The organism is Pseudomonas sp. GL-B-19, assembly GCF_019956415.1.
Lineage (GTDB): Bacteria > Pseudomonadota > Gammaproteobacteria > Pseudomonadales > Pseudomonadaceae > Aquipseudomonas.
In genome coordinates this window covers 1-18,016 of sequence record NZ_JAHBDK010000019.1, presented here as the reverse complement: position 1 = coordinate 18,016, position 18,016 = coordinate 1, and the positions used below count along the sequence as shown (strand labels likewise).

The following is an 18,016-nucleotide window of genomic DNA, read 5'->3' as shown; positions in this document are numbered from 1 at the left end:
GTCAGGCCACCGCCCGAGACATGACGTACAAACTGTCGCGTACGGATGTCTGGTCTTCTTCAAGGGTGCGCAACTGCACACCGGGCACGTCAGGGTGTGAGTCGATGCGCGCCGGGGCATGCAGGTAGAGATTGAACGGCCGTTCGCTGGTGGAAGCCTGCAGTTGGCTTTCACGGCCGATCAGTGCGGTCAGTGCGGCATCGCTGTCACTGCTACCCACTGAACGCACCGCCACCCAACGCCCTTCCCGCGCCAGCAGCAACACACTGCGCACCGGCTCGGCAACCACAAACAGAAAGTCGCCACCGGCAAAGCTCTTATCGAAGTGGTTGAACGCGGCCATCAGGTACGGCTGCACCGAACGCAAGCGCAGGTCGCGACCGCTGACCAGGCTGCGCAGACGCGTCAGCAAGTCTTGCGGCAGCGCAGTGGCGATCCGGTCGTAACCCGCAGGCTCGGCCGACAGCACGATGCTCCAGGGTTGAGCCGGGACACCGTAAAGGTCTTCGAAGCACAGTTGGGCGAACCCGAGCAATTCGTCGGGGGTACTGATCTCTTCACTCCAGGGCACCAGGCAAAAACGGCTGAAGTGCCCGGAAATAACCACACTCAATTCCGCACCGGCCTGAGCGTGTTCGCCCAGCAAACGGTCGAGGGTTTCGAGGGCGACTGCCCAGGCATGGAAGCCTTCATCGATAAAGCCGACGCTACCCAGCCACAGGGTTTCGCTGCCCTTGCGCTGGCCCAGGCCGACACCACTGGCGCCGAGCACGGCGATATACCGATCACGAGACAAAAGTGACACGATTGATCTCCTCGAGCGTGGTCCGCCCCTGCTGCACCAGCTCCAGTGCCGACTCGCGCAGCAGGCGCAGGCCACGTTTGCACGCATGGGCCTTGATTTTCGAAATGGGTTGGCGCTCTACAATCATTTGCCGCAGCTCATCGTCCAGGTGCAGCAGCTCGGCGATTGCACTGCGCCCGCGATACCCGGTGCCCCGGCAGTGGCCGCAGCCCTTGCCATGCACAAAGTGGTAGTGCCCGACTTCTTTTGGATCGAGACCCGACGCCTGCAACTCGTCGTCGGTGGGCGTGACCGGCGCACTGCAACTGGCGCAGACCAGACGGATCAAGCGCTGCGCCAGCACCGCGTTAAGGGCCGACACCAGGCTGTAAGGGTCGATTTCCATTTGGGTGAAACGACCGATCACGTCGAACACGTTGTTGGCGTGGATGGTGGTAAACACCAAGTGCCCGGTGAGTGCCGATTGCACGGCAATTTGCGCGGTGTCCGGGTCGCGGATTTCACCAACCATGATCTTGTCCGGGTCATGGCGCAGGATCGAGCGCAAACCACGGGCAAAAGTCAGGCCTTTCTTTTCATTGACCGGGATTTGCAGCACGCCCGGCAGTTGATACTCCACGGGGTCTTCGATGGTGATGATCTTGTCCACGCCGTGGTTGATCTCGGTGATCATCGCGTACAGCGTGGTGGTTTTGCCGCTACCGGTCGGCCCGGTCACCAGCACCATGCCATAAGGTTCGGCTGCCAGGCGCCGCAACTGGCGCAGGGTTTCCTCTTCGAAGCCCAGCGCCTGCAATTGCACGCCGTTGACCTTGTCAGCCAGGTCTTGTTTGTCGAGGACCCGCAGCACCGCGTCTTCACCGAAAATGCTCGGCATGATCGACACCCGGAAGTCGATTTGCCGGCCGCTGATACCGATCTTGAAGCGACCGTCCTGGGGCACGCGTTTTTCGCCGATGTCCAGTTCGGCCATGACCTTGACCCGGGAAATGACCTGCTCGGCGAATTCGCTGCCCTGGATTTTACTGATGTTGTTCAGCACGCCATCGATCCGGTACTTGATCACCAGGCCACTGCCGGTAGTGCCCAGGTGGATATCACTGGCGTGCATTTTCAAGGCGTCGTAGAGGGTCGAGTTGACCAGTTTGACGACGACGCTGGCGTCTTCGCTGATGCTGGTCAGGGACAGGCTTTGCAGGTTATCGATTTCGACGCCGGTATCGGATTGGGCATTGAGCGACTCCACCGCGTGGAAGCTCTCTTCGTGACGCGCCAGGTAGGCTTTGAGGTCGTCGGCATGCACCAGGTACAGCGGAGCACCGTGCAGGCAGTCGTCGATCCAGGCCAGGCGCGCTGTATCAAAGGGGTCGGCAAACACGCCAATGACCGAATCCTCGTGACGCAGCAGGATGAATTCGCGCTTGAGGCATTGGGCCAGGGTGACCCGGTCGAATACCGGGATGGCCTTGAACAGGCTGTCGGTGTCGAGCACCGGATAGTGCAGGGTTGTGCCGAGGCACTGGATGAAGGGCATCGGGGCCAGTTCGCTCAACACCCCAAGGGCTTCCAGTACCCGTTCGCCGGAACTGGTGGCGCGAGCCCGGGCCTGGGCTAATTGCTCACTGGAAAAACGAGACGGTACGCATTCCAACAACGCCGGTTCGACGGCAAGGGATAGACGGTCCATGAAATGCTCTCCAACACCCGGGGCTTTAAGCCCAGTCGGCGCGGCGAGTCATTGCGGCGGGTGCCGGAACGGCTTGTCGCGCCAATTACTCCCCGGTGAGCAGTTGTTCGTCGTCTGGCGCCATGGAGGCCGAAGTTTTTTTTCGGCGATCCGCAAGCACCCAACTACCGTCGTACAACTGCAGCGGGAAACTCTCGTTCCTGCTCTGGCGTCGCTCGACGAATCCTTCGGAGGTGCTTACGCCCGTTCTGGGTTCGCGCTTCATCCCTAAAAGGTCACAGACTGCACGGGCCAATTCCGCCAAAGGAAATGGTTTGAACAGGATATGGCTGACTCCCAGTTGCCGGGCCCGCTCACATACTTCAGCGGTTGGGTGCCCGGTAATCAACACATAGTGGCACTTCCTGTTCTGGCGGACGGCATCGAGCACCTCAAAGCCTTCCATATCGGGCAAGCGGTAATCGAACACCATCACGTCGGGTGCAAATCTTTCGACTTCGCCGATAGCCTTCGCACCGTCGTTCGCTACCAGGACTTCCAGCCCTTGCGCCGCCAGATAATCCTGGAGGTTTTGTGCAAGCAGCTGTTCGTCTTCAACAACCAATATTTTGTTCAACAAGGTCGACTCCTTGTAACCACAGGTCCGATATTCGTGCCTGGGAGTACGTGCCCTAATTAGGCTAACGCACACTTCATGCCAGACTGAGAGCCGGTTTTCGACCGGAACATCTCTTTGATTCTCATGATAAAACTTTTTCGCTCACGAATTCCGTCCCCCAAAAACGGGGAAGCGTCAGGATTTGCAATGATGCTTTCCCCACTATTGGGGGGACAAGCGTTAATCATCATCAATCCGTTCGATTCGATTGCTTGATCGAAGCTGCGCCAAGACTTGCAGGCGAGCCTGAGCCTGTTCCTGCCGGGCAAGGTACGCCCGTACCATTTCAAGCCCCTGCGTTTCTGTGACATCGGCCGCATCCCAGTGGTTCTTTAGGTAAATCAAATGCCAACCCAGTGGCGTGCGCACCGGCTCACTGACGTCACCCGGCGCCAGAGCAAAAGCCGCTGCTTCGAACTCCGGCATCATGCGCCCACGAGGGAAAGTGCCCAAGTCCCCACCTTCGCTGGCAGTCGCGTCTTCGGAGCCGGCCTGGGCAACGCTGGCAAAGTCTTCGCCCTGGCTAATTTTCACGCGCATCTCTATCAAGCGTAGCCGTGCCGCTTCCACTGTGGCGGCATCGGCACCCTGGGGCACCTTGATCAGAATGTGCCGGGCCTGGATTTCTTCCGGCCGGCTTATGTCGGCGCGGTGTTCCTCGTAAAACGCCCTGACCTGTTTTTCATCCGGCTTGTCCACCTGAATCAGGTCGGCAAAGACCTGCTGGGCCGCCAACTCACGGCGGGTGTATTCGGTAAAACCGGCTTCATCGAAACCGGCGTCTTCGAGCCGGCGGGCAAACACCTCAGGCCCACCGATCGCTTGCCGGGTCTGGGCGACCTGGTTTTGCACGTCGGCGTCGCTGATCACCACGCCGCGCTTGACCGCTTCCTGCCACAACAACTCCTTGTCGATCAACGCATCCAGCGCCTTCTGACGCAGTTGCTTGTAGGCCTTGGGGTTACGAATGTTGCCCACAGCCCGGCCCTGATCTTCGAGGAATTCGGCGAAATAGCGCTCCAGGCGGAATTCGGAAATCTCTTCTCCATTGACCCGCGCAGCAGCCGGCCCGTTGCTGCAGAACGCCACCGAAGCCCACAGTGTCAGCAGTATCAGCACAGTGTTGAGTTTCATGATCGGCCTCCGTTCAAGGCATGACTCTAATGGGTTTGTAGGGGGCAACCAGGAAGAAGCGCTGGCCGGGCAGGTCCACCGTGACGACATGCGCTCCACTCAAGCCCTGGCGTCGACCCGGGCCAAAGCTGATCAGCGGGGTCAGCCCGGTATCGAAATCGTGCAGGCCTTCCAGGGCACTGATGAGCTTCTCGCGGCTGGCGTCGCGCCCGGCCTGCTTCATGCCTTCACTCAACAGTTGCATCGAACTGTAGGCGCCGACTTGCAGCACTGAGTGCTGACCGCCTAGTCCCTGTTTTTCGCGCAATTGCGTCAGCGCCAGGCGTCCGGCCAGCGTCCAGTCACTGGGCACGAACGGGTAGGCCAAAAACAACCGACGGGAAAATCCACTGGGCACATTCAATACCTCACCGGCCACCTGATTCGACGCGGCGAACAGATAAGGCACCTGCCCCGCCGTTTGCAAACGTTCGGCCAGACGACAGAAGCCGCTGCCGCTGCCCAGGTAAAACACCGACCGCGAGCCCAGCGGCAGTTCGTCTTGGGCCTCGTCCCAGGCTTGCAGGCGCACCTGTTTCCAGGCGTTATCTTGCAAGTACTGACCGAGGTTTTGCGCCGCCAACCGTTGGCTCGGTTCGTCCGGGTAGGTAATCAGCGTCGGCCCCTGGAGCACACGCAAACTGGCCGCAGCGTAGTTGGCCAGGGCGATCAGCTGTTCGCGCAGCCCCGGCAACGGTTCAAAGATTTGCCGACTGGCCTGCGCCGAGCCCTGCAACGAAAGCGGCCCGATCAGCGGAATTCCCACCTGTTCCAGACGCGCCGCCAGGTCCGCGTCCAGCGCCGGTGCCAGCGGTGCAATCAGGGCGAACACTTGCTCCTGCTCGATCAATTGGTCCAGCGCCCACTCGGCGCTCGCGCGGTCCAGGCCAGGATCGAGAATGGTCAGGCGCAATTGCCGACCATGGATGCCACCCGCCGCATTAATCCGGGCCACGCTGCCCTTGAGCACTGCCGCTACGGTGACGCCCTCGTCTGCCAAGGGTCCCTGACTGGGCAACAACGTACCCAAGTGCAAACTGTCGGCGGTCAAACCGGGGTCGCGGTCTTCGGCCACACGCTTGAGGTAGGCCGTGAGGTTGCGTTGATCTTTCATCGACAGCACGAACCGCGGCATCGCCGGGTCGAGTCGGTTGTTGGCTGAGTCGCGACCTTGCGCAATGGCGCGAGCCAGCGTGCCCTCGGTGTAAGACGGATAGTCGCGGCCGTTGATTTGCTCCTGGCCATAGCGGCTGGAGAGGCGCGACCAACTGATGTCCGGGGGACGTACCCCGCCTTCCGGCCGCCCCTGACCGTCAGCGCCATGACAGTTGGCGCACGGCAAGCTGCTGGCCGGCAGCAGCATATCGGCGGCACCGACCCGTGCCATGACCGGTTCACCACTCTCGGACACGCCTTCGCGGTACAGGCGTTTGCCCGCACTTTCGCTGGGGGTCAACGCTAATGCATGGGCGGCGAAAGGAATGCCGCCAAGCAGTAGAAGGCCGAGGACGAGGGAGGTTTTCATGGCGCGCACTCAGCGACCGGCCACGGGCATGGTCAGCAACTGCAAGCGCTGAGCAATGGCGGCGGCCGGGGCATCGGGGCGGATTTTGCTCCAGCGCTTGTTCGCCACATCACCGACGATCAACTGCGTTGAATGCTGTTCGGGGGTCGGCACAATCTGGCCGATACGCCCCAGGACAAGGTCCATTTGCGCCTTGTCGCCGGTAAGAAAAAGCCAGTGGGGCCCATCGACGCCCTGCTTCAAGGTATAGGCCTTGAGTACCGCCGGTGTATCACGCAGCGGATCACTGGTAAGGGAGATAAAGGTGATGCCATCCGCCTTGTCGCCCAGCAACTCACGCACTTCCTTGAGCTTGCGGGTGATCAGCGGGCAGGCATCGTTGCAACTGGTGAAAATCACGTTCAGCAGCACCACGCGGTTTTGCAGCACGTCACTGTAGAAACGCAAGGTCTCGCCGTTCTGATCCTGCAACGGCGTGTCGGTGAACCAGGTTTGTGCATCGTGCGTGCCGGTCGCCGGTTGCGCGGCAGCCACCGCTGGCGCGGCGTCTTCGTGCCCTTCGTGGGCAAATGCCGTCAAGCTGAACAGGCCAAAGCACATCGACATGAGGGTCAAGGCGAGCGCTCTCATGGCTGTTGCTCCATGGCAATGGCGGTGTGTTTGACGTGGGTATTGCGCTGGCCGCTAAGTTTCTCGACCTCACGAGTCAGCACCGCCGGGTCGGTGAACCCGTAGTAGCGTGTCCAGTGACGGCTGTTGCCGTCGCCGACGAGGATCAATGGCTGATGGTTCTTGAAGTCACCACTGAACGAGCCCAGGCCTTTGAGGGTTTCATTGATCGACTCCGAACTGCCGGTCAGCCAACTCCAGCCCGGGCCATTCTGGAAGTTGCGGGCGTAGTCGTTCAGGCGTTTGGCGTCGTCGCGCTGCGGGTCGACGCTGATCGACACCAGTTGCACCTCGCCGCCGACCCGCGCACCCAGTTGTTTTTGCACCTTGCCCATGATCGAGGACACCACCGGGCACACCGTGGTGCAACTGGTGTAGATGAAGCTCATGACCACGATTTTGTTGCTGATCAGGTCCTTTTCCAGGCGCACCGGTTTACCGTCCTGGTCCACCAGTGCCACATCGGCGAATTTGACCTGGGCACTTTCGGAACTGGCGCTTTGGGCCGGCATGTCGTGCCCGGCATGCTCATCCGCCGAGTGCGCCAGGGCTAGACCGATACCGGCAGTCAACAGGCAGAACGTCAGCAATCCACGATGTGCGAAACGGTTCATGTCAGTGTCCTCTTCAGTTCATATTGCCGGGCAGAACCCGCACGCTGGCAAAAGTCTTGTCGTCAAAATTCGCACCCAGCGACACCGCACGGACGTGCAAGTACCACGCACCGTTCTGGTCCAGGGTCACTGGAGCCTCATAGATGCCGTTGCCCACGTCGAGGGCGGCGACTTCCTGAACCCGTGAAGTCGGGGCGAGGAAGTAGCGCACCTGTACATCCTTGACCCCGCTGCGCCGGGCCTTCTGCTGGCCCTCGACGATGCGAAAGCGCACCACGTAAGGGCTGCCGATGGCGGTCGTGGCCTTGTCGAGCATGAACTCCACTTTGGGCACGCCAGCGTGCTGGACGAGTTGTTTGTCGGGCTCAACCAATGCCGTGAAGCAATGGATGATGTTCGGTTGGTTGAGCAGAAACGCCACGTCGAAACGCCCGGCCGAGGGCAGCTTGATCCGCGCGCTGTACAGCCCCGGTTCGACCTCGCGCAGGCTACGGTCGATAACCATCGCCGCCCGTGCCACTTGCCCGCGATTGGGGTAGCCGGACATCGGCGCATTCATGCCTTCGGCGTAGAAATAGGTGGTGTTGTCGACCGGATTGACCACAAACACCGCGTTGTCGTCCCGCGACACCGCCAGGCTCGACGCCAGCGGCAGATCACCGGCCAGCCGTGGCGGCTGCGGCCCGGCTTCGAAACCCTGGCTGATCGGCGTGCGACCCTGGCCCAGCGACGACAGGTTGATCATCGTGACTTTGGCCGACGCCAGTCCGCGTACATAGGCATACGCTTTGGTGAACACCACTTGATACGGCTCGGCCGACACGTCTACTTCATGGATCAGCGAGTCGGTGGCGGCGTCGATTACCGAGGCCTGGTTCTCCAGCGTGTTGAGCACAATGCCGAATCGACCGTCATCGCTGAACCCTATCGGCCCAAGGCCCTGCTTTACCTTGATCACCCGGCGCACCGCCAGGCTGGCGCTGTCGACCACGGTCACGGTGCCGTCCTGGCCATCAGCGACATACACCGCCTGGGACAGTGGCGAGTACGCCACCGATAGCGGGTGCGAGCCGCTCTTAAGTTGTTTGCTCACGGTCAGGCTGGCGATGTCGATGATGCTCAATGTGCCGTCGTCGCGGTTGGTGACGAAGGCAAAGCGGCTGTCCTTGCTAAAGGCGATTTCGTGATGCCCGGCCCCGGTGGCCAGGTGTTTGAGGGTCTTGAGGCTGTGGGTGTCGATCACCGTGACGCCGGACTCGTCGGCTTTCGACGCATTGTTGCCGACCCACAGCAGACGCTCATCCGGTTGCAGGGCCACACGCACCGGGTTGCTGCCGGCAGTCACCGACTCCAGCAACTTGAATTGCTCGCTGTCGATCACCGCCACTTCCCCGGCCGTCGGCATCGACACAAACACCCGTTTGTTGTCCTTCGGGGTCACCCAATCCATCGGCGGCTGTTTGAGGTTGATCCGTGCCATGGTGCTGGTGATGCCCCCCACAGATACCGACGGGTCGACCACCGAAACGCTAGCATCGCGATTCATCACCAGCAGAAAATAGCTGTTGAGGTCCAGTAACGGCCGCGCGCCAATGCTGGATTTGAGGAACACCCCGACCCGCGACTTGCAGCTTTGCTCACGGCCCTGGGCCTGGTCGGCGGCGACGGTTTCGGGGTCGAGCCAGGCGCCGGGATTGACGCCCGACAACGGCTGGCCCGAGGCACTGTCGTTGACCCGGAACTGCACGTCGGCGAACTCACCTTCGCGCAGCACGCCGCCCCCGGCTAACGGCTTGACCTCGAGCGCCACCGAAATACCGTCACGGGAGAGACTCTGGCTGCTCCAGGTGTCCGGCAGGGCGACCTTGCTCGGCATGTCGGGCGGTGCGGTGCGCCAGACGCCGAGGCTGATCAGCACGGCCCCGACTGCCATCACACAACCGCTGATTTTGATGGTCCTGTTCATCCCTCTCCCCTCCTCAATTCTCTTCCTGCCGCCGCGCACCCCTGTGGGAGCGAGCCTGCTCGCGATATCGTCATTTGCCTCACCCCCGTGACACCGAGGTGACTTCATCGCGAGCAGGCTCGCTCCCACAGGGACGGTGCCACTCCCATCTCATGGTCTACGGCGCCGGCGCCGGCGCCGGTTCAGGTTCGTTGGTCACCCGCAGCAAACCCCAAAGCCCTGCGGTATTGCCGTACGCCGCGTAATCACGAAACAGGTAGTCGCCCGGTATCGCATTGCTGCCCCCGGCGCTCGGGTGCATGAAGCTGAAGTGCGCCGCCGGCAGGATGCTTTCGTGGGCGCCGATGTACATCGACATCGGGTTGTAGCCGAACCGCACCGAACCCACGCCAGGCGTCCACATCGGGTAACCGCCGGTGTCGCTCTTCTCCGACTGGAACGGGTTGACCGACCAGACGTGACCGTCAAGCTGGAAGGTCGAACCGCGGCTGCCACCGGTCGGCATCAGGATGTGGGTGCGGAACGGTTGCCCCGGCTTCGCATACAGCACCGGCGTTTGCGGATCGCCTCCCACCAGCGCGTTGCTAAAGGCCATGTGCGCGTTGGGCACGTCGCCGTAACCAAAACCGTTGGCGTGACCGAAAGGCGCATCCGGCGGCAGGCCGAAGCGGTACCACATCGGTTCGGTTTTATAGTTGATCGCCATGCTCGAGTTGTCCTGCGGATCAGTCGGCACACCCGCTTCCGAGGCAATGCCTTCCACCGGACGACCATTGGCCCAGCGCATGTTCAACGCCTTCTGCCAGACCATCGCAAAGTCGCGGTAGCTGGTCTGCCCAGGCGCGGTGACCGTAGCATTGACTTTGCGCGTGTCTTCAACCCAGGTCGCGCCGACCGGCAGGATGCTCATCGCACCACCGAGGCCTTTTTGTGGCTGCTTGATCACGTCCGCCGGGGTGAAATTCAACCCGCCAAACTCCACCGGCGTGGCGTTGATGTGGTCGACATTGCGGCCCCCTTGCATGTTCGGCTTGCCTTCGCGCTCCAGGTGCCCGGCGTAGTACTGATAAGTACGAGTCGGGTACGCTCCACTGTTGCCAACGCGTGGCGGTACGGTCTGGATCGGGTTGACGCCGACGTTGGTGCCGTCGGATTTGGTGATGTCATATGCCAGCAGTTGCGCGTGCAGACCAACGTGACTGGACGGCCGCATCAGGTTGTTGCTGAAGGTGGTCGAGCCTTCGCCACCGTTGCGGTCACGCTTGACCATGCCCATCACCGACGCCGTCTGGGTCAGGTCCGGCATCACGCTCGGCAGGCGATTTTCCAGGGTGATGTTGATGCAGTCACCGGCCGCCGCGCGCAGCACCAGCGGTTCGACAGGTACACCGGGTTTCAGCTTGCCGGTGGCCGGATCGAGGTCGGCCTTGCGCACGTACAGAATCGCGGTCGGGTCATGCAATGGGCCGCTTTGCCCGCCGATGGTGAAGGTCGTCCCGTCCTCAGGGTCGTTCACCGTGACCTGAGGAATGCTTACTGCACGGGAGTTGTACACCAACGTACCGCCCGCCGGATTTAACGCCCCGCCGACATGCTGGCCAAGCCCCGCCGGATCCGCCATGGACAGGTTCAGCGGATTGCCGAGGATGTCGTTGGCCAGTGCCGCGACTATTTCAAAGTTGCGTTGCACGGTGGGGCGATTGCCATTGCCGTTCGGATTGGCGCCAACCCGTGGGCAAGTGCCATCGAATGCCGCGGTGTTGCGCGCGCCGATCGGTTTCGGGTTGTTTGGCAGCACGAACAGATCGTTGCGTTGCGCGGTGTAGTTGCGCATCACGCCCCAGATTCCGCTCCAGTAACCTTCCAGGGACGCATCCATCGAGTACAGATAATCCCCGGTGGTCGCCGCCGAACTGGACAGCATCGAGACCGGCGCAATGAAGCCCATCTGCTCGGAGATCCCGATCATTTGCGACGCGCGCCAGCCGGAGTTGGAGCTGTTGCCGAAGCCTGAACCGCTTTGCAGCCACTTCACCCCATGCAGGGTCACGTTGTGCTCTTCTTCGTGACCGCCGGCATGCACCCGCAGCCGCACATTGTCACCGGTGTAGGTACGCAGCATCGGCGTGAACGGGTCACCCGGCTCCGCACCGCCACGGTTGATGTGTGGCGGAAACAGCGTGGTGCCGCCGGTTGGGCCGGTGGCGGCGGTGACCTGGTTTGGCGCCAGGTTCATCGCCGGGATCGCCCGGTCGGTACGGCTTTGCATGGCGTACGCGAGGTCGCCGCCGAGGCCGTCGGCCTGCATGCCGCGCTTGCCGTCAGGGCCGATCTTATTCGGGTCGTACACCCGCAGGGCCAGCGGTTCGTTGCGGTAATTGACCACGAACATCCCCGGATCATCCACCGAGATGGCTTGCGGGCAAGGCCGGCTTGGGCAGCCAGGCGACAGTCCACCGCGCGCTTCGACCACCTGTTCAAGCAGGGTTGCGGCCTCCTTGCGCACCGGCGGGTTGATCGCGTAGCGGAAGCTGTCGGCGGTGGCCGGGAAGGCTTGCGCATCCGGCACGCCATTGGGGCCGGCGCCGACGTACACACCAGCTTCATAAGCGTGCTGGAAGTCGCTGTATTCGAGGAAGAACTCACGGAAGCTGTCGTTCTTGCCGTCGCCATCCAGATCACCGGTAGACACCACCGCTTGCCACGAGGTCGGCCCGCCATCCTGCCGCGCGCCGCTGTACAACGGCTCGCCGGTTTCGGCGTGGAACCAGGTGGAACCGGCCGGTTCTGCCAGCACCGTGGCGTACAGTCCGATCTGTTGGTGCGTCGATGGGCCTAAGTGGTCGTGGGTGAAAATGGTCCCCAGGCCACGGTCGACGCCCTTGGTGTTGACCACCGGATCGACAAACCAGCGCTGCATCGCCGTGCGCGCGCCCACCCAGTCAGCCCGGCCATATTGGCCAAAGAACGGATGATTTTTGGCTTTAGGGCAGACCGGCGTGCCGTCACGCGGGTCGGTGCCTTCGCACTGGTTGAATAGACGAATGGCGTGGATGCGCTCTTGCACGGCACCGGGGGAAAGCACGCCGTCTTCATAGTTCCAGCCGTTGGCCGAGCCATCAGCGGCGGTCAGGTCCCATTTGGGCAGGTGAATGTGCTGGCCGATCACGTCGGTCGGTGTGCGCACCTGATAGTCGTCCATCTCGTAGATGGCCGGCACCAGGTTGGTTTGCTGGTACTGCACGCAGTCGAAGGTGTTCATGCGCAACACCAGAGGCTCCGGCGGACGCTGTTTGGTGATCACCGGCCAGGCGTCTTCCCACAGCGCCAGAATGCGCGCTTGCGGGAAGTGGTAGCCGACCTTGTTGTACACCGCATCAAACTGGATGTTTGCCGCTTTGTAGATGCGTGGGCGGTCGGCGGTGAAGGTCGACGAACCGGTGAACGACAGGCCGTCGATCCGTTCGCCGCTGTTGAATTCGCCCGTGCCGGCGCTGGCGGTCAGGCGTTTTTGCCGATCGTCCATGCACGGTTCGTAGTACGGCGCACCCGCCGTCGGCAAGGCACCGTTGGTGCGGAAGTTGCGCGCCACCACTTGATTGCCCGGCAGTACGGCGTAGCTCGCGTGTTCTTTTTTGGCGTGGAACGCCATGGCCGCCTGTTCAACTTCGGTGCCCTCTTCGGGCATGTAAATCGGCTTGGCCCGGGTCACTTCCTTGGAGAAATCCAGCGAAGTGGTCACGGTGTGCGCCTCACCACCCGAGGAGAAACCATCCAGCGAGTGGCGCCCCAAACCGCCATCCCAGCCACCGGACTGCGCCGGGTCGAGGTTAGCCCACAAGGCATTGCCGCTGGTTTTCAGGGATTGCGCCTTGGCAGCGTCAAGCATGTCCAGCGGCGGGGTTGGCGGACGTTGGCCGACCGATGTTTCCATGCCGCCGATCCAGAACGGATAGCCAGGGTTTTTCAGGCTGCCGTCGGCATTGCGGTTGGCTTCGCTGCGGTCGACCAGGGCCAGGGAGCCGATGGCTTGAGCACCACCGCTGCCACCGTGATGTTCGCCGTCGTCATCGCCCTCCTCATCGTCATCGCCATTACCGGCCACCAGGGTTTCGCTGATCTTCGGCACGACTGCCACTTTCCCCGGCATCGGCGCCATGGCTTTGCCTGGCAGCGGCACCACTGCTGGAATCGGCGTGCCGGCAATGATCTCGCCATCAGGCAAGGCCCGTGCACCCGCCGCCGGTTTACCGCTGCGCAGGGCGTAAGGTTCGCTGTGATAGCCGTCGTTACCTTGTTGGGAAACTTCGAGTTTGGTGCCTTCTTCAAACACATCGTGTACTCGCCACATCGCCCACATGCCTTGGGCAAAGTGCGGATAGAAGTGGCAGTGATAGATCGCATCGCCCGCCACGCGGTTGCGGTTGCCCGAACCACCGTTGGCGATTTCGTAGGTGTAACCGGCGCCCGGCCCAATGCCCTGGGCGTCTACATAGTCGGAGTTATCGTCGTTGGGGTTGAACAGCCATTGATGGCCGTGCAGGTGGAAGATGTGCTGTTCGTGGCCGTTGTGCGTGTTGCGGAATTTGACGAAGTCACCGATGTAGCTGTGGTTGACGTTCGACGGCTCGGACGGATACAGCGCCATGGTCGCCTTGACCCCGACCTGATCGGCGCGTGGCGTCTCACCCGGACGAATGTTTTCCAGGCCGACATTGGCCGGTACGTCCACCAGCATCGCCACGTCCCCCACGGTGTGGGAACTGAGGAAGAATTCTTCATAGGCGCAGGACAGGCAATCGTGCATCGGCCCGACGCCCAAACGGTTGGCCACCACCTCGGCGCCCATACCGCCGGAACCGTAATTGATCATGAACGAGTCGCGGGTCGGCTCCAGCACGTGGGCCATCACCGGGTCAGCCCAATACGCCGGGAATGCCTGGGTCACGGCGGTTTCATCCTGGAACTGCGAAGCGAAATCGCGGAACGGTTCCAGCCGGTTTGGCAGCGCCGGGTTGCGTTTGCCGATGGATTCCAGAGGATAGGTCGAGGGCGCAAAGCTGCCGTCGGCGTTGCTGCCCATCACGATCGCGTCGCTCTCGCTGGAGATGATTTCATTGCCGTCGACCATGTTGATGATCGGCGTGCCGGCCTTGCCTTCACGGATCCACGGCTCACGCTGCGGGTAGCGCGCCTGGTAATCGACAATCGGCTGGCCGGCCGGAGTACGGCCAGCGCTGGCCAGGCGCATCTCTTCTTCAGTCACCGTGTTGCGATAGGTACGGCCGCCCTTGGGTACCACCACCACTTCGCCGAACAGACCGTTGGCCACGTTGCCCGCATCGCCTTCACCACCGAAGGTGGCGCCACGGTTGCTGGCGGCAAATGCGCCTTCGCGCTCGGCGTACAAGGTGTAGGAACGGGTGGCGCCTGGCGGGATCAGCGTGTTGGCGTTGCGCCCGGTGAAGGAGGCGATGTCGTCAATGCTGTTGACCGCTTGCAGGCCGTTGACCTGGAAGCCGACGTGACGGTCGGTGACTTGCTCATCGACCTTGAATTCGTCGGCATTGCCGGTTGCTCCCCCTTCTTCACCCTCGACTTCGGTCTCTTCGTGTTTGCCAGGGTTGGCCTGATACGCCAGCAGGTTTTGCAGGTTGATCGTCAGGCAATCACCGGCGGCCACACGCAGCACCAATGGGCGCGGACGCTTGTCGGGGCGCAGCGAGACTTTGCCCGGCACCGCCGCCCCGCCCCGGGCCAAAGACATATTGTTGTCATCGACCACGTCGCGGCGCAGGGCGAACATCATGCCATTAGCGTTCTGTGCACCCAGGCGGTTGAACATCAGCGGCTGATCCAGCGCCACGACGTTCGCCACCAGATTACGCTCGCAACGCACGGCAGCTTCGGCCAGCTCGATGCCGAGCATCGACGCCACCAACAGCAGCAGATGAAACAACGTCGGAGCGTAAGGTATGCCGGTCATGACCACGGGCCTCGCGGTGGGTGCTCACAGGAGTAATTCTCGACAAGTGCGGCAAAGCAATCCCCATGCCACAAATATTTTTGTTATTTTTCAGCTAGTTATATTGATAATTTGATAAATCGGGGGGGTATTCCCCACTTATTCCCCCACTTTTCTGCCGGGGCAAAAATTCCCCACTATTGGGGGTTGTCGGCACGCCGTTTTCGATTACAACGGCGCATCCACGGCCAGGCCCTGCAGGCGGCGGTATTGGCGTAAAACATCCGGTACGTAACGCTGGGTTTCGGCGAACGGCGGGATCACTCCGCCACGGCTGAGCACCGCTTGCGGCCCGGCGTTGTAGGCTGCTACCGCAAGGGCAATGTCGTTATCGAACAGGGTCAACAGACGCTTGAGGTATTTGGCGCCGCCCTGGATGTTGGCCTTGGGATCGTAGACATCCTTCACGCCCATCTCCCGCGCGGTGTCGGGCATCAATTGCATCAGCCCGCCAGCGCCCTTGGGGGACCTTGCATCGGCGTTGTAACGGGACTCGGCGCGGATCACCGCATGCAACAGCGCAGCCGGCACTTCATTGGCCGTGGCGGCCGCCGAGACCAGCTCGGCATAGGGTTGCGCGGCGATCATCTGGGGCTGCTGATCGAGGCTGACGACCGCAGCGGCAGGCTCGCGAATGATCCGTTCATAGGTGCGGCCGGGACGGTGAACGTTGGACAGCACGTAGCTGCCCTTGGCGTCCACGGAAACGAATACGTCGGCCTGTGCAACGCTGGTCAGCAGCAAATATCCGAGTAATCCAGTGGTGAGTGTTTTCATTGTTCTACCTCCCCTGGCCGGCCCCGAAAATTGGGGGTATTGCCCCAGTGGCCGATCGTGAATCAGCCATATGCAAGCTCTGCGCCGTAAGCGCGAAGGCCCATGGCACGGGGAGTCCAGAAGGTTGCCCAAAGCTGAGCATGGCTATTGCATAAGCCTTTATTGCGACCCTTCTGCCGATTGTGTGAGGTCATCATGAAACAACGTCTATTTCGTGCCCGGCGTACTCAACGCGGGTTCACCCTGCTCGAACTGCTGGTGGTGCTGGTGGTGCTGGGGCTGTTGGCCGGTATCGTCGCGCCGAAGTATTTCGCCCAACTGGGCCGTTCCGAAGTCAAAGTCGCCAAGGCGCAAATCGAAGGCCTGGGCAAGGCACTGGATTTGTATCGCCTGGAGGTCGGCCATTACCCGTCGACCGAACAGGGCTTGCAGGCGCTGGTCACTGCGCCAAGCGACGAAACCCACTGGACCGGCCCTTACCTGCAGAAAAAATTGCCCCAGGACCCATGGGGCCGTAACTACACTTACCGCTATCCTGGCGAAAACGGTGAGTACGATTTACTGTCCATGGGCAAGGACGGGCAGCCCGGCGGCGAAGGCGAAAACGCCGAAGTCACCAGCTGGCAATGACGAGGGGAGACCATGCGCTTTCATCTCAAAGCCGTGGGCAAGGCCGGTGTGGTCTCGATGACCGTCGAGGCCCCCGGCCACAGCGAAGCCCGGCGAATTGTCGAAGACCAGGGCATGCGGGTGGTCAGCCTGCACGCCGAGCGGCATTGGCGCGCCTTGCGTCTTCAAAAACGGGAGACCTTCAACCTGGTTTTATTCAGCCAGGAACTGACCACATTGCTCAATGCGGGCCTACCGTTGATCGATGCGCTGGAAAGCCTGGCCGAAAAAGAATCCGCGCCACAAGCCCGTAAAACCTTGAGTGAGCTGGTGCGCTTGCTTTATGAGGGCAAATCGTTTTCCCAGGCATTGGGCCAGTTGTCGGGGGTTTTCCCGCCGTTGTACGTTGCGCTGGTACAGTCCAGTGAAAAGACCGGTGCCGTGGGCGAAGCCCTGGGCCGATATGTCAGCTATCGCCAGCGCATGGACGAGGTTCGCCAGAAAATCGTCAGCGCGTCGATCTACCCCATGCTGTTGCTGGTGGTGGGAGGTGGCGTGGTTTTGTTTTTGATGGGTTACGTGGTTCCGCGCTTCAGCCTGGTGTTCGAAGGTCTGGGGTCGAACCTGCCGTGGCTATCGCAAGTCCTGATGACCAGCGGGATGTTCCTCCACGCGCATCAGGGCGAATTTTTCGGCGGGTTGCTGGCGCTCATCGCCGCCCTCGCCTTCCTCCAGCGCCAACCGGCCTTTCGTCGGGGCGTAGACCGTCTGATCGAAAAACTCCCGGCGATCCATCAACGCATCTTCATGTATGAACTGGCGCGCTTCTACCGCTCGCTGGGGATTTTGCTGCAAGGCGGCATTCCCCTCGTCACGGCCATGGGCATGGTGCGTGGTCTGCTCACCGTGGCCTCCCGCGCACGCCTGGACGAAGCCTGCGAACGGGTGCGCGAGGGTCAATCGCTGTCGGCTGCGCTTGAGCTCAATCACCTCGTGACCCCGGTATCCCTGCGCTTGCTGCGCGCTGGCGAGCAGTCCGGCAACCTCGGGCAAATGATGGAGCGCAGCGCCGACTTCTACGACGAAGAAATCAGTCGCTGGCTCGAATGGTTTGTGCGGCTGTTTGAACCTCTGCTCATGACCTTCATTGGCCTGTTGATCGGGGTCATCGTGATCCTGATGTACATGCCGATTTTCGAGCTGGCTTCAAGCATTCACTGACCCTCTGGAACAGGGTCGAACGGTACATTGCATTTTTTATCGACGTTACATCTGAATAAATCAGAACACTGAGGTGTTCTTCTACTGAATCGAGCAGCACGTTGCATTGTTCATCAACGCTCCAACCCTGAACAAGAAGACGGAGAACGACATGCACATCAACAAGCTTTTACTTGCAGTAGCTATTGGCGCGGTCTTGTCGGCGTCCACCGTATTGATACCGGACAGTTTGTCCAGTATGTCAACCGCTCAGGCCAAGGATGGTAGTGGTGGCGGCGGGGGTGGTG

12 protein-coding genes are annotated in these 18,016 nt (G+C 61.4%); 2 read left to right on the top strand and 10 right to left on the bottom strand.

Going from position 1 to position 18,016, the window contains the following annotated elements:
• Position 1: 1 nt before the first annotated feature.
• The 10 genes from KGB06_RS06155 to KGB06_RS06110 form a co-directional block, all read right to left on the bottom strand.
• Positions 2-805 carry a hypothetical protein gene (locus KGB06_RS06155; protein WP_223512722.1) on the bottom strand — a complete coding sequence of 268 codons (804 nt, stop codon included), beginning with the start codon at positions 803-805 and terminating at the stop codon, positions 2-4.
• The gene (locus KGB06_RS06150; protein WP_223512720.1) at positions 786-2,492 is read right to left on the bottom strand and encodes a GspE/PulE family protein; all 1,707 of its coding nucleotides are present in this window, start codon (positions 2,490-2,492) and stop codon (positions 786-788) included. The genes KGB06_RS06155 and KGB06_RS06150 overlap by 20 nt, the downstream gene beginning before the upstream one ends.
• Positions 2,493-2,577: 85 nt before the next feature.
• Positions 2,578-3,111, bottom strand: coding sequence for a response regulator (locus KGB06_RS06145; RefSeq protein ID WP_223512719.1), 534 nt, complete (start codon positions 3,109-3,111; stop codon positions 2,578-2,580).
• Between the two features lie 219 nt (positions 3,112-3,330).
• The gene (locus KGB06_RS06140) at positions 3,331-4,284 is read right to left on the bottom strand and encodes a peptidylprolyl isomerase (RefSeq protein ID WP_223512718.1); all 954 of its coding nucleotides are present in this window, start codon (positions 4,282-4,284) and stop codon (positions 3,331-3,333) included.
• A gap of 13 nt (positions 4,285-4,297) precedes the next feature.
• On the bottom strand, positions 4,298-5,848 hold the full coding sequence (locus tag KGB06_RS06135; RefSeq protein ID WP_223512717.1) for an ABC transporter substrate-binding protein: 1,551 nt from the start codon (positions 5,846-5,848) through the stop codon (positions 4,298-4,300).
• A 9-nt stretch (positions 5,849-5,857) separates the two neighbouring features.
• A complete protein-coding gene (locus tag KGB06_RS06130; RefSeq protein ID WP_223512715.1) occupies positions 5,858-6,478 on the bottom strand; it encodes an SCO family protein in 621 nt (206 codons plus the stop codon).
• Positions 6,475-7,131 (bottom strand): SCO family protein, encoded by a 657-nt coding sequence (locus KGB06_RS06125; RefSeq protein ID WP_223512713.1) that lies wholly within the window; start codon positions 7,129-7,131, stop codon positions 6,475-6,477. Before KGB06_RS06125 ends, KGB06_RS06130 begins: the two co-directional genes overlap by 4 nt.
• Positions 7,132-7,144: 13 nt before the next feature.
• Positions 7,145-9,097 carry a YncE family protein gene (locus tag KGB06_RS06120; RefSeq protein ID WP_223512711.1) on the bottom strand — a complete coding sequence of 651 codons (1,953 nt, stop codon included), beginning with the start codon at positions 9,095-9,097 and terminating at the stop codon, positions 7,145-7,147.
• Positions 9,098-9,254: 157 nt separating this feature from the next.
• Positions 9,255-15,083, bottom strand: a complete 5,829-nt coding sequence (gene mnxG / locus KGB06_RS06115; RefSeq protein WP_223512709.1) for a manganese-oxidizing multicopper oxidase MnxG — start codon at positions 15,081-15,083, stop codon at positions 9,255-9,257.
• A gap of 207 nt (positions 15,084-15,290) precedes the next feature.
• Positions 15,291-15,899 (bottom strand): lytic transglycosylase domain-containing protein, encoded by a 609-nt coding sequence (locus KGB06_RS06110; RefSeq protein ID WP_223512707.1) that lies wholly within the window; start codon positions 15,897-15,899, stop codon positions 15,291-15,293.
• Between the two features lie 195 nt (positions 15,900-16,094).
• Between KGB06_RS06110 and gspG the strand changes: the two genes are divergently transcribed.
• Both gspG and KGB06_RS06100 read left to right on the top strand, forming a co-directional pair.
• Positions 16,095-16,529, top strand: coding sequence for a type II secretion system major pseudopilin GspG (gspG, locus tag KGB06_RS06105; RefSeq protein ID WP_223512704.1), 435 nt, complete (start codon positions 16,095-16,097; stop codon positions 16,527-16,529).
• Between the two features lie 12 nt (positions 16,530-16,541).
• Positions 16,542-17,729 (top strand): type II secretion system F family protein, encoded by a 1,188-nt coding sequence (locus tag KGB06_RS06100; RefSeq protein ID WP_223512701.1) that lies wholly within the window; start codon positions 16,542-16,544, stop codon positions 17,727-17,729.
• Positions 17,730-18,016: the final 287 nt, after the last annotated feature.

Bases quoted from the DNA above. Each gene is read 5' to 3' on its own strand.
- KGB06_RS06100 (WP_223512701.1), top strand. From the start codon at position 16,542: ATGCGCTTTCATCTCAAAGCCGTGGGCAAGGCCGGTGTGGTCTCGATG.
- KGB06_RS06130 (WP_223512715.1), bottom strand. From the start codon at position 6,478: ATGAGAGCGCTCGCCTTGACCCTCATGTCGATGTGCTTTGGCCTGTTC.
- mnxG (WP_223512709.1), bottom strand. From the start codon at position 15,083: ATGACCGGCATACCTTACGCTCCGACGTTGTTTCATCTGCTGCTGTTG.
- gspG (WP_223512704.1), top strand. From the start codon at position 16,095: ATGAAACAACGTCTATTTCGTGCCCGGCGTACTCAACGCGGGTTCACC.
- KGB06_RS06110 (WP_223512707.1), bottom strand. From the start codon at position 15,899: ATGAAAACACTCACCACTGGATTACTCGGATATTTGCTGCTGACCAGC.
- KGB06_RS06135 (WP_223512717.1), bottom strand. From the start codon at position 5,848: ATGAAAACCTCCCTCGTCCTCGGCCTTCTACTGCTTGGCGGCATTCCT.
- KGB06_RS06140 (WP_223512718.1), bottom strand. From the start codon at position 4,284: ATGAAACTCAACACTGTGCTGATACTGCTGACACTGTGGGCTTCGGTG.
- KGB06_RS06125 (WP_223512713.1), bottom strand. From the start codon at position 7,131: ATGAACCGTTTCGCACATCGTGGATTGCTGACGTTCTGCCTGTTGACT.
- KGB06_RS06120 (WP_223512711.1), bottom strand. From the start codon at position 9,097: ATGAACAGGACCATCAAAATCAGCGGTTGTGTGATGGCAGTCGGGGCC.
- KGB06_RS06150 (WP_223512720.1), bottom strand. From the start codon at position 2,492: ATGGACCGTCTATCCCTTGCCGTCGAACCGGCGTTGTTGGAATGCGTA.